The organism is Pollutimonas sp. M17 (assembly GCF_025836975.1).
Taxonomy (GTDB): Bacteria; Pseudomonadota; Gammaproteobacteria; order Burkholderiales; family Burkholderiaceae_B.
The window spans coordinates 1,000,538-1,011,627 of record NZ_CP107548.1; the positions used below are offsets into that span (position 1 = coordinate 1,000,538).

An 11,090-nucleotide genomic window follows, 5' to 3' on the forward strand; every position below is an offset into this window, starting at 1 on the left:
GTCGTTCAATTCCCCTCAATGCTTTGCCGTTGTGCCGGCGGTTTCGTCGCGGACCAGGAACTCCTGCACCGTCTTCGACAGGTGGTCGGCCAGCCAGTTCGCCATCGCTTCTTCCTCCACCAGGATTTGCTCGCAAACCCGCCTGGTTTCCATGTCGCCGCAGGCCTCCGCGGCGGCGATCAGGGCCCGGTAGCTGGCGATCTCCATATGCTCGAAGGTATAGCTTGCCAGGCTGGCCTTGACGACCTCGTCCGAAACAAACATGCCGCTCATTCCCTGGGCCATGGCCATCATCTTGGCTGTGGCGTCCTTGATTGCCGAGGTGTCGCCGCCAAGGCGTTCAATGCATCCCCGCACCGATTGCGCCTGGCGCCGGGTCTCCTCGATATGCTGTTCGATGCGGCGTCGAAGTTCGGGATAGTTCTCCAGCCGCTCGGCCGTCGTGGTCAGCATTTTCTCGGCTTGCTCTTCCATTGCGTGAGCGTCGCGCAGCCAGTCCAGCAAATTGTCTTTCATTTGGGTAGTCATAGTGTCCTCGTCCATGTGCATGAATCACATTGCGCCTGCCGGCGGCGGCGCTGAAACGGACTGGCCGATGCTCCGCCAGCCGTCGGGGCCATGGCAGCAAGCCATATGCCTGTCTCCCGGACCAGGCATATGGCTGGCAGGGAAGGGCGGCAGTGGCGTCAGGTATGAATCGACCGCGGGCTGCGTTGTGGCTGTGCGGGAACGGGGAGATGCGCGCGAAGATGGCATTGCGACTCCGCGCGGCATGCTCCGACGCAAAAAAGCCCCGCACTTGGCGAGGCCGTTTCAATGGTGTTCTGGTTTTTGTTCTACGGCAAAGCGGGGCTAGCCGTAAGGCATTGAAAAAAGAAATATTGGGGTGACCGATGGGGCTCGAACCCACGACAACCGGAATCACAATCCGGGACTCTACCAACTGAGCTACGGTCACCACCGAGACAGCAAACGTCAACTAAAAAGTATATCACTGTTTAACTGAACGCATGCGTCGTGAAGAGAAACGGGATTCTAGCATGAACGGGAAAATAAGGCTTGCGCGTATAAGGCACGAGGCGAAAAACTGAAACTCCATGTTTCATTCGCTCGCGCGCCCTGCGCGCAGACGGGGACGTGACCTGTCGGCGAGCCGGGGAATCCGCTATGACTGCTGTGACGGCTTGAAACGTTTGAGCGGTCACGGCGCGTCGGGTTTGCCCTACGATGAATGTTCAGCAATCTTTCCAAGGAGCTGGCTATCATGAAAACATTGCATAAAAAGCTGCTGTTGACCGCCTTGCTGGCCGCGCCCTTTGCGGCCGCCCAGGCGCACGATGACGATGCCGCCCATAGGGCATGGCTCAAGGCCCAGCAGATAGACATCAAGCCGACACTGACCATCAAGGAAACCGAGATCCCGGCGGGCTCGGCCGCCAGCTCGACCGGCACGGGTTCGCCCGCGGGCACATCGGCGCCTTCGTCCATGCCCGCGTCGCCGTCCGCGCCGCCGTCCACCATGCCCTCGTCGCCAGGCACATATTCGCCGGGAGCCCAGCCGTCCGGGACGCCGGTTTATCCGGCGCCCATAGAAAACCATCCCGGCATGAATTCCGGCCCAGGGGTCCCGGCGAAGTAGTCATGCCGATTCAGAGCGGCGCCGCGCCGAAGGTATCGCATTGGGCGATGTCGCCGCTCTTCAATCCGCGCGTGAACCAGCGTACGCGTTGTTCCGAGCTTCCGTGCGTGAACGAATCGGGCACCACATAGCCCTGCGATCGCCGTTGAAGGCGGTCGTCGCCAATGGCGCTGGCGGCGTTCAGCGCCTCTTCGATGTCGCCGGGTTCCAGCGTGTTGCCCTGCGCGTCGGAGTGCCGGGCCCACGCGCCGGCCAGGCAGTCCGCTTGCAGTTCGACGCGCACCGACAATTGGTTTGCCGCCGCTGCGCCGGCGCCGCGCCGGGCCTGGTCCACTTGGTCGGTGATGCCTCGTAGATGCTGGACGTGATGCGCGACTTCATGCGCAATGACATAGGCCTGGGCGAAGTCCCCCGGCGAATCCAATTGCTGCTCCATTTGCTTGAAGAAGCTCAGGTCCAGGTATATCTTGCTGTCGCCGGGGCAGTAGAACGGCCCCATGGCGGACTGGCCGGTGCCGCAGGCTGTGGGCGTGGCGCCATTGAACAGGACCAGCTTGGGCTGCCGATAGCGGCCCCAGCCCTGTTGCTGGAATATGGCCTCCCAGGCGTCTTCGGTATCCGCAAGCACCTTGGAGACGAAACGGGTCTCGGGTGTCGCCGAGGGTTCCGCGTCGTAGGTGGCGTCCTCGGCGGTGGGCGGGGCGTTTTGAAGAACGATGCCGGGGTCTATGCCGAAATACATGGCCACCAGCGCCAGGACAATGGTGCCCAGGCCGATTTTTCCCCGGCCGCCCATTCTCATGCGCCGGCCACGCCGGTCTTCGATATTGCTGCTCTCGCGCGAGTTATCCAGACGCATGCGGAATTTCCTTCAATCTAGCCTTCGGAAGGCTTAATTTTATTGCCTGTAGCCGCGTTGGAATTTAAACTCGCCCTCCAGGAATGTTAGGATACGTTAATGGCACAATTCTTTGTTGTTCATCCGCAGAATCCCCAACCCCGCCTGATGAAGCAGGCGGGCCAGTTGCTGTCCGACGGCGGCCTGGTGGCAGTGCCCACCGACTCCAGCTACGCGCTGGTGGCGCGCCTGGACGACAAGCCCTCGGCCGACGCATTGCGGCGCCTGCGCGGCCTTGACGAGCGTCATCACCTGACGCTGCTTTGCCGCGATCTGGCCGAAATCGGCCATTTTGCGCGTGTCGACAACAAGCAGTACCGCTTCCTCAAATTGGCGACACCCGGTCCGTGGACCTTTATCCTCGAGGCCACGCGCGAAGTGCCGCGCCGGGTATCCCATCCATCGCGCAAGACCATAGGCATACGCGTACCCGACCATCCGGTGACGCGGGCTCTGATCGAGGCCGCGGGCTCGCCCCTGATGTCGACCACCTTGATACCGGAAGGCGAAGAAGAGCCCATGAACGATGCGCAGGCGATCTTCGATCGCTACGCCAATCAGCTTGCCGCCGTCATCGATGGCGGTCCTTGTCCCCTGGCTCCCACCACCGTCATCGACCTGACCGGCCCCAGCCCCGAGATCACTCGTCGCGGGCAGGGCGATTTGTCCGCCCTGGGCCTGGACTAAAGAACTTTTTCACCTTTCGGCAGCCTTAGCCATACAGGCCGTCCCTTGCCTCCGGCTGCCCATCTTTGCGGAACCCCATGGATTCGTTGATACAGACCATTACCGTTTATGCCCTGCCCGTGCTGTTCGGCATCACCCTGCATGAAGCGGCGCATGGCTATGTGGCCCGGATGTTCGGCGATCCCACGGCCTGGCAGGCCGGTCGCATCAGCCTCAATCCCATCCGCCATATCGATCTGGTCGGCACCATCATCGTGCCGCTGGTGCTTCTGTTCAGCACCAAGCTCATGGGCGGCGGAGGGCTGCTTTTCGGCTGGGCCAAGCCGGTTCCGGTCGACTGGGGGCGTTTGCGCCGGCCCAAGCAGGACATGTTGTGGGTGGCGCTGGCCGGCCCGGGATCCAACCTGGTCATGGCCATCATCTGGGCCATTGGTCTGCGTTTGCTGGCGGAGACGGGCGCCAGCCAGGGCGACTTCTGGGTGCAGATGACGATCGCCGGCATCCAGGTGAACCTTATCCTGATGGCGCTGAACCTCGTGCCCTTGCCGCCGCTGGATGGCGGCCGCATCGTATTCAGCCTGCTGCCCTCCCGGATGGCCTGGCAGTTCTCCCGGATCGAGCCCTACGGCCTGCTGATCCTGATCATTTTGATGCTGACCGGTATTTTGTGGGTGGTATTGCAACCATTGCTGGCGTTCGGCCAGTCGATTGTGAATTGGTTCTTATGATTTTCGACGCATATCCGGTAAACTTGTGAGTTAATTCACGTCTAGGCACGTTCACCATCCGGGTGAATTCGAGGAGATCATTCCCATCATGGCAACAAGCACGGATTCCGCGATTCCTACCTTTCAGGGCAGCATGGTGGCGCTTATCACGCCCATGCATCCCGATGGCAGCCTGGATTTCGACAGTTTCCGAAAATTGATCGACTGGCACGCCGCCGAGGGAACCGATGCCCTGGTGGTGGTGGGCACGTCGGGCGAGTCGCCGACCGTGGACGTGGACGAGCACGCGGAAATCATCAAGGTGGCAGTCGAACACGCGGCGGGGCGCTTGCCCGTCATTGCGGGCGTGGGCGGCAACTCGACCCAGGAAGCCATCGAGCTGTCCCGGCATGCCAAGGCGGTGGGGGCACAGGCCGGCCTTTCGGTCGTTCCCTACTACAACAAGCCCACCCAGGAAGGCCTTTACCAGCACTTCAAGGCCATTGCCGAAGCCGTCGACCTGCCTTCCATTCTGTACAACGTGCCGGGCCGGACGGTCGCCGACATGTCGAACGACACTGTGCTGCGCCTGGCGCAGGTTCCGGGCATCGCCGGCATCAAGGATGCCACCGGCGACATCGGCCGCGGCGCCAGGCTACTGCGCGACGCGCCGGCCGGCTTCCAGATCTTCAGCGGCGACGACGCCACGGCCGCGGCCCTCATCCTGCTGGGCGGACGCGGCAACATTTCGGTCACGGCCAATGTCGCTCCGCGCCTCATGCACGAAATGTGCATGGCGGCGATTGGCGGCGATGTTCCCTTGACGCGGAAGCTCAATGCCCGTCTTGCGACGTTGAACCAAGTGCTTTTTGTTGAATCCAACCCGATTCCTGTTAAATGGGCCGTTGCTGAAATGGGCCTGTCCAAACTGGGCTATCGCTTACCCTTAACCTCCTTGCACGAACAGCACCATGCTCTGGTGCGCAATTCGCTAAAAGAAGTGGGCTTAATCTAAATGATGAATATGCGTATGAACAAACGCTGCGCCGGCCTGGCTCTGGGCATGGGCATGCTATTGCTGTCCGGTTGCTCCGCCTGGAACCAGATGGTGGGCACCGAGGAAGCCGTCGATTACAAGAGCACGGTCGCCGGCGACCCGCTCAGCATTCCACCCGATCTGACCCAGGCCAACACCGACGCCCATTATCGCGCGCCGGAAGGCACGGCCACGTTCAGCCAGTACGCCCAGAACCAGCAGGCCCAGCAGGGCAGGACGGCGGCCGACCGCATACTGCCGCAAGCCCAGGGCGTATCGGTCATGCGCGATGGCGACTTGCGCTGGCTGGTGGTCGACAAGCCGGCTGAAGAGGTCTATCCGAAAATTCTCGATTTCTGGGGCGAACAGGGCTTCACCATTCACTCCCAGGATCCGCGCGCCGGCCTGATGGAAACCGACTGGGCCGAAAACCGCGCCAAGATTCCCGAAGGCTGGATCCGCAGCGCCCTGGGGTCCATCATCGACACCGTGTTCGACAGCGGCGAGCGTGAGCGCTTCCGTACGCGCGTCGAGCGCGTCAATGGCAAGACCGAGGTCTACATCAGCCACCAGCAGATGGTCGAAACGCCCACCCAGGACGGCTCCACCTTCAAATGGGTATTCGGCAAGGAAGATCCGGGCCTGAACGCCGCCATGCTGGCCCGCCTCATGGTGTTCCTGGGCACCGATGTCCAGAAAGCGCACGACATGGTCGCGCAGGCTGAAAAGGACTCGGAGCAGGCCTCGATCACGCAGATGCCCGACGGCCAGGCCGCCATCGCGCTGGCCGAACCTTTCGACCGGGCATGGCGCCGCGTGGGCGTGGCCATCGACTCGGCGGGCTTTGCGGTCGATGATCGCGATCGTTCCGCGGGCGATTACTTCATCCGCTACCTGGACAGCGACACCGGCGAGAAAATCGAGCAGCAGAATTTCATCGGACGACTGTTCGGCTCGAAGAATACGGCGGAAGCGGCGGCATACCGCATTCACGTTGCCGGCCAAGGTTCGGGTTCCATTGTCACGGTCCTGGACCAGAATGGCCAGGTTCAGAACACGGATACCGCCAGGCGCATCATTACGGTGTTGTCGACCCACATGAAGGCGAAGTAAGCCTGCGGACGCTGCCCGCCCTTGAACGGTGGGCAGCACGCATCGAACGGGGCCGCCGCAATGGCGGCCCTAGTCTTGCCGGATGCTGGCGCCAAACCATTCCAGCGCAGGCCCTAACGCGGCCACCTCGCCGATCAGCAGCAAGGATGGCGCTTTCATTTCATGGCGGCGGGCCAGTTCAGCCAGGTCTTTCAGGCTGCCCTGCAGTACGCGCTGGTTGGCGCGCGTGCCGTTCTCGACCATGGCAAAGGGCGTGTCGCCCGACCGCCCATGCGACATCAGTTGTTCCGACAGCCAGTCAAGCTGGCTGACCCCCATGTAGAACGCCAGGGTCTGCTTGTCGCGCGCCAGCGAGGGCCAATCCTCCAGGAAGGTGTCCTGACGGCAGTGCGCGGTGATCAGGCGGACCGACTGGGCATGGTCGCGATGGGTCAGCGGAATGCCGGCGTAGGCCGCGCATGCCAGGGCCGCCGTGATGCCGGGCACCACCTCGTAGGGCACATCGTGTTCGCGCAGGAATTGCAGTTCTTCGCCGCCCCGTCCGAACACGAAGGCATCGCCTCCCTTGAGGCGGACGACCAGCTGTCCCTGGCGGGCATGCGTCAGCATGAGCTCGTGGATGCGGGCCTGGGTGGCGTCGTGATTCTCGCCGGGAATTTTTCCGACCGGAATCTGCTCCGCATCGCGGCGCGCCAGTTCCAGTATTTCGGCATCCACCAGCCGGTCGTAAAGAATGACATCGGCTTCATTCAGTGCGCGCAGGGCTTTCAGGGTCAGCAGGCCGGGATCGCCGGGCCCGGCGCCGACCAGGATGACTTTGCCGGCGATGGCCGCTTGCGGTTGACGTAATTCGTCTTCCAGCAGCTGCTTCGCCTGCGATGGCCGGCGCTTGCGCAGTGCGTCGGCCACAGGGCCGTCGAGCAGCCAGTCATAGAACTCGCGGCGCCGGCGCAGGTCGGGCCGCGCCTGGCGTATGGCCTGGCGATAGCCCGCGGCCAGCGCGGCCAGCGAACCCAGTGTATGGTCGAACAGGCTTTCGATGCGTTCGCGCACGCGGCGCGCCAGCACGGGAGCGCTGCCTGCCGATGAAATCGCGATGGTAAGGGGCGAGCGGTCGACGATGGAGGGAACCTGGAAGCTGGAAAGCTCGGGGTCGTCGACCACATTGATGAAGCGCTTCCGCTCACCGGCCAGTCCGGCGATGTGCCGGTTCAGCTGGCGGTCGTCGGTGGCGGCCACGATCAGCCATGCGTCATCCAGCCAGGCCGGGTCGAACGGGCCGGACAGCAATTCGATCTTGCCTTGCCCGGCCAGTTCCCGCAGCGCATCCCCGGCCTCCAGCGCGCCGACCCGGACCCGGGCGCCCGAGGCGAGGAGGCTTTTGACCTTGCGTTCGGCGACGGCGCCGCCGCCCACGACAAGAACGAGCCGTGCCTGGAGGTCGGCGAACAGGGGGAATAATCTCATTGGCAGCGCCGTGGTGTCGGGATTGTTTTATACCACCGTGTCCAGAACGATAGGTATCAGTTTCTGCGACGGCGCGGGGATGACCCCGCTACGCAGGAGGAAGTCGCCGAATTTCTCGCCGTCCTGGCGATTCTTCGCATAGGCGCCGAACAGGCCGTCCAGCGTATCGAGTATTTCGGGTTCGGCGATGTTCTCGCGGTAGGGAATATTGAGGCGTTCGCCCGTGAAATCAGCACCCAGCCGCAGATCGTATCGGCCCAGGGCCCGCCCCACCAGCGCGATCTCGGCCAGATAGGGGCGCGAACAGCCGTTCGGGCAGCCGGACAGACGCAGCAGGATGGGCGCGTCGATCAGGCCGTGCTTGTCCAGCAGGGCTTCCAGCTTGGGCAGCAGGACCGGGGCATAGCGCTCGCTTTCGGCCATGGCCAGGCCGCAAGTGGGCAAGGCCACACAGGCGATGCTGTGGCGGCGGATGCCGCTTTGCCGCTTGTAGCCGTCCAGGCCGTACTGTTCAACCAGCTTGTCGATCTTGCCGCGGTCTTTGGCGGCGACATTGGCGATCAGCAGGTTCTGATTGCAGGTCATGCGGAACTCGCCTTTCAGCACCTTGGCGATTTCGCGCACGCCCGTTTGCAGCTGCTTGTCGCCCGTGTCCCAGAGCCGGCCCGACTCGATGTACAGGCCCAGGTGCCACTTCCCGTCTTCGCCTTCCTTCCACCCGTAGCTGTCGCCGTTCAGGTCGAAACGATAAGGGCGCGTCGCTTGTAGCGTGAACCCGATGCGCTCTTCCAGCTGTGCCTTGAACCAGTCCAGTCCCCGGTGGTCGATGGTGTACTTGAGGCGCGCATGCTGGCGCTCGACGCGGTTGCCGTAGTCGCGCTGCAAGGTCACCACGCCCTCGGCGACCTGGATGAGCTGTTCGGGCGGCACGAAGCCGATCAGGCTGCCCAGGCGCGCATAGGTGGTCTCGTCGCCATGGGTCGCGCCCATGCCGCCGCCTATGGCGACATTGAAGCCCAGCAGGCGGCCGTCTTCGATGATGGCGATCAGCCCGAGGTCTTGCGCGAAAACATCGATGTCGTTGGTGGGGGGGATGGCCACCCCGATCTTGAACTTGCGCGGCAGGTAGGTGTCGCCGTAGATGGGCTCTTCTTCGGGCTCGTCGGTGATCTTCTCGCCGTCCAGCCATATCTCGTGATAGGCCCGCGTGCGCGGAATGAAATGGTCGGACAGTTTTTGCGTCCATTCCTGCACGATGCGATGCTGGCTGGAAAGATGCGGATTGACCGAGCTGACCACCTGGCGGTTCACGTCGCCGCAGGCGGCGATGGTGGTGGCCATGGCATGGTGGATGGCCTGCATGGTCGGCTTCAGATCGCGCTTGATGATGCCGTGCCACTGGAAGGTCTGGCGGGTGGTGATGCGCAGGCCGCGTCCGGCATAGTTGCGCGCGATATCGTCGAAGGCCAGCCACTGGGCCGGCGTGACGACGCCGCCGGGCAGGCGCGCCCGTATCATGAAGGCATAGGCCGGTTCCAGCTTCTGCTTGCGCCGCTCGTCGCGGATGTCGCGGTCGTCCTGTTGGTAGCTGCCGTGGAATTTCAGCAGCTTGTTGTCGTCGTCGCTGATCGCGCCCGTGACCGGGTCCGCGAGGCCTTCTTCGATGGTGCCGCGCAGGTGCCGGCTGTCGGCCTTGATCTGCTCCAGATGCGAAAGGGTGTTGCTCATTGCTATCCTGATTTAGTAAACGTCGCGTGCGTATCGGCCTTGCGCGGCCAGTTCGTCCAGCCATGCCTTGGCCTGGGCATCGTCCAGGCCGCCTTCCCGTTGGGCGATCTGCAGCAGCGCCTGGTGAACGTCCCGGGCCATGCGGGTGGCGTCCCCGCACACGTAGACATGGGCGCCGCCCTGGATCCAGCTGTACAGGTCGCCGGCGCGCTCCAGCAGTTTGTCCTGCACATAGACTTTGTGTCTCTGATCGCGCGAGAAGGCCAGATCCAGGCGGTGCAGGTCGCCATCCTGAAGCGCGCGTTGCCATTCGGTCTGATACAGGAAGTCGGAGGAAAAGTGCGGGTTCCCGAAGAACAGCCAGTTGCGGCCGTCCGCGCCGGCGGCGGCGCGCTCCTGGACGAAGGCGCGGAAGGGCGCCACGCCGGTGCCCGGTCCTATCATGATCACATCGCGCGAATTGTCGGCGGGAAGGCGGAAGCGCTGGTTTTCCTCGATGAAGATGGGCAGCTTCTCGCCCTCGGCAAGCCGGGCCAGGAAATTCGATGCCGCCCCCCAGCGGGCCTCGCCCTCGTACTCGTAGGCCACATTGGCCAGGGTAAGGTGTACTTCCTGGTCCACGGCGGATTGGCTGGACGCGATGGAGTACATGCGCGGGGTCAGCGGGCGCAGCGCCTGGACCAGGTTGCGGGCGGCCCATTTCGCGGGGAACTCGTCCAGCAGGTCGAGAAGCTGGCGGCTTTCCAGATAGCCCTTCAATTGATCGATCGATTCGGGCAGCAGCAGGGCCTTGAGCTGTTCGCTGCCTGAAAGCTCCGCATGCGCCGTCAGGAAAGGCCTGGTCAATTGCGTCAGTTCGCGATGCCGGCCCAGCCACTCCTTCAAACTGCGCGAGACTTGATTGATCTCGATGTCTTCGTCGGCGTCCAGGCCCAGACGGGAAATGACCGCATCGACCAGAACCTCGGACTGGGTGGGCCATACGCCCAGGGCATCGCCGGGCTGGTAGCTCAATTGGCTGCCTTCCAGGGATATTTCCAGGTGGCGCACGTCTTTGTCGCTGCCCCGGCCCGTGATGGGCTGGTTCAGCAGCAGCTCGGCCAGGAAGGGCTGCTCGCGGCTTGCCCTGGATGCCTTGGGATGCAGCGGCGTGATGCTGGCTGTGGGTGGCGTGCCTGCCTGCTTCAGGACCTTCTGGGCCTGGGCGATGGCGGCGTCTTGCCAGGGCAGGGCCACGGTTTCGATGTCCAGGTCGGCGGTGCCGACCTCGTGCAGGCGCTCGGCGCCCAGTTCCGCCAGGCGGGCATCCAGGGTTTGCGCGATGCCGCAGAACATGGGATAGCTAGAATCGCCCAGGCCCAGCACGGCGTATTTCAGCTGCGGCAGCTTGGGCGCGCGGCGGCTGGACAGGAATTCGACGAAAGCCAGGGAGTCGTCGGGCGGTTCCCCATCGCCCTGGGTGCTCATGACGATGTACAGCAACTGCTCGTCCTTGAGTTCGCGCGTGGCATAGCGGTCGGCGCGCAGCAGCCGGACGTTCAGGTCCAGGCCGCCCGCCCGCTCGGCCAGCGATTCGGCCACGCGCTTGGCATTGCCGGTCTGGCTTCCGTACACAATGGTCAATTGTTTGGCGGCATTCACGCCGGCCACTGCGGCGACGGGCGGCGGCGCGGCGCGGCCCGCCAGCTTGCCCTGGGCAACGCCGGCAAAGTAGCCGGACAGCCAGCTCAGCGCATTGGATTCCAGGCCGTCAGCCAGTTCGGTGATAAGGGTGTGCTTGGATTCGGGAAGGTAAGACGGGGCCAGCATGGCGTG

At 63.5% G+C, this 11,090-nt stretch carries 10 protein-coding genes and 1 tRNA gene; 5 read left to right on the forward strand and 6 right to left on the reverse strand.

The window, feature by feature from the left end; all coding sequences use genetic code 11:
• Positions 1-15 precede the first annotated feature (15 nt).
• Together OEG81_RS04805 and OEG81_RS04810 are read right to left on the reverse strand one after the other, a co-directional pair.
• The gene (locus OEG81_RS04805; RefSeq protein WP_412034108.1) at positions 16-516 is read right to left on the reverse strand and encodes a ferritin-like domain-containing protein; all 501 of its coding nucleotides are present in this window, start codon (positions 514-516) and stop codon (positions 16-18) included.
• 366 nt (positions 517-882) lie between these two features.
• Positions 883-958: transfer RNA gene (locus OEG81_RS04810), tRNA-His, on the reverse strand.
• 306 nt (positions 959-1,264) lie between these two features.
• Between OEG81_RS04810 and OEG81_RS04815 the strand changes: the two genes are divergently transcribed.
• Positions 1,265-1,639, forward strand: a complete 375-nt coding sequence (locus OEG81_RS04815; protein WP_264131586.1) for a hypothetical protein — start codon at positions 1,265-1,267, stop codon at positions 1,637-1,639.
• Positions 1,640-1,649: 10 nt separating this feature from the next.
• On the opposite strand, the gene OEG81_RS04820 is transcribed toward OEG81_RS04815, so the two are convergent.
• Complete coding sequence (locus OEG81_RS04820; protein WP_264131587.1) at positions 1,650-2,498, reverse strand: neutral zinc metallopeptidase; 849 nt, start codon at positions 2,496-2,498, stop codon at positions 1,650-1,652.
• Positions 2,499-2,597: 99 nt separating this feature from the next.
• Here OEG81_RS04820 and OEG81_RS04825 point away from each other — a divergent pair, with 99 nt between their 5' ends.
• The 4 genes from OEG81_RS04825 (at position 2,598) to bamC (ending at position 6,080) form a co-directional block, all read left to right on the forward strand.
• Positions 2,598-3,224: an L-threonylcarbamoyladenylate synthase gene (locus OEG81_RS04825; RefSeq protein WP_264131588.1), complete on the forward strand. Its 627-nt coding sequence runs from the start codon at positions 2,598-2,600 to the stop codon at positions 3,222-3,224.
• Between the two features lie 77 nt (positions 3,225-3,301).
• Complete coding sequence (locus OEG81_RS04830) at positions 3,302-3,952, forward strand: site-2 protease family protein (protein ID WP_264131589.1); 651 nt, start codon at positions 3,302-3,304, stop codon at positions 3,950-3,952.
• An 88-nt stretch (positions 3,953-4,040) separates the two neighbouring features.
• Positions 4,041-4,946, forward strand: coding sequence for a 4-hydroxy-tetrahydrodipicolinate synthase (gene dapA, locus OEG81_RS04835; protein WP_264131590.1), 906 nt, complete (start codon positions 4,041-4,043; stop codon positions 4,944-4,946).
• 15 nt (positions 4,947-4,961) lie between these two features.
• Positions 4,962-6,080 carry an outer membrane protein assembly factor BamC gene (gene bamC, locus OEG81_RS04840; RefSeq protein ID WP_412034109.1) on the forward strand — a complete coding sequence of 373 codons (1,119 nt, stop codon included), beginning with the start codon at positions 4,962-4,964 and terminating at the stop codon, positions 6,078-6,080.
• A 69-nt stretch (positions 6,081-6,149) separates the two neighbouring features.
• On the opposite strand, the gene cysG is transcribed toward bamC, so the two are convergent.
• Genes cysG through OEG81_RS04855 form a run of 3 tightly spaced genes read right to left on the reverse strand, consistent with a single transcriptional unit; the run spans position 6,150 to position 11,084 of the window.
• Complete coding sequence (gene cysG / locus OEG81_RS04845) at positions 6,150-7,547, reverse strand: siroheme synthase CysG (protein WP_264131591.1); 1,398 nt, start codon at positions 7,545-7,547, stop codon at positions 6,150-6,152.
• 27 nt (positions 7,548-7,574) lie between these two features.
• A complete protein-coding gene (gene cysI, locus OEG81_RS04850; RefSeq protein ID WP_264131592.1) occupies positions 7,575-9,275 on the reverse strand; it encodes an assimilatory sulfite reductase (NADPH) hemoprotein subunit in 1,701 nt (566 codons plus the stop codon).
• Positions 9,276-9,287: 12 nt separating this feature from the next.
• Positions 9,288-11,084 carry an assimilatory sulfite reductase (NADPH) flavoprotein subunit gene (locus tag OEG81_RS04855; RefSeq protein ID WP_264131593.1) on the reverse strand — a complete coding sequence of 599 codons (1,797 nt, stop codon included), beginning with the start codon at positions 11,082-11,084 and terminating at the stop codon, positions 9,288-9,290.
• Positions 11,085-11,090: the final 6 nt, after the last annotated feature.

What these genes read in the sequence shown, in the direction of transcription:
- OEG81_RS04805 (WP_412034108.1), bottom strand. Translation starts at nt 516, where the DNA reads ATGAAAGACAATTTGCTGGACTGGCTGCGCGACGCTCACGCAATGGAA.
- OEG81_RS04815 (WP_264131586.1), top strand. Translation starts at nt 1,265, where the DNA reads ATGAAAACATTGCATAAAAAGCTGCTGTTGACCGCCTTGCTGGCCGCG.
- OEG81_RS04820 (WP_264131587.1), bottom strand. Translation starts at nt 2,498, where the DNA reads ATGCGTCTGGATAACTCGCGCGAGAGCAGCAATATCGAAGACCGGCGT.
- OEG81_RS04825 (WP_264131588.1), top strand. Translation starts at nt 2,598, where the DNA reads ATGGCACAATTCTTTGTTGTTCATCCGCAGAATCCCCAACCCCGCCTG.
- OEG81_RS04830 (WP_264131589.1), top strand. Translation starts at nt 3,302, where the DNA reads ATGGATTCGTTGATACAGACCATTACCGTTTATGCCCTGCCCGTGCTG.
- dapA (WP_264131590.1), top strand. Translation starts at nt 4,041, where the DNA reads ATGGCAACAAGCACGGATTCCGCGATTCCTACCTTTCAGGGCAGCATG.
- bamC (WP_412034109.1), top strand. Translation starts at nt 4,962, where the DNA reads ATGAACAAACGCTGCGCCGGCCTGGCTCTGGGCATGGGCATGCTATTG.
- cysG (WP_264131591.1), bottom strand. Translation starts at nt 7,547, where the DNA reads ATGAGATTATTCCCCCTGTTCGCCGACCTCCAGGCACGGCTCGTTCTT.
- cysI (WP_264131592.1), bottom strand. Translation starts at nt 9,275, where the DNA reads ATGAGCAACACCCTTTCGCATCTGGAGCAGATCAAGGCCGACAGCCGG.
- OEG81_RS04855 (WP_264131593.1), bottom strand. Translation starts at nt 11,084, where the DNA reads ATGCTGGCCCCGTCTTACCTTCCCGAATCCAAGCACACCCTTATCACC.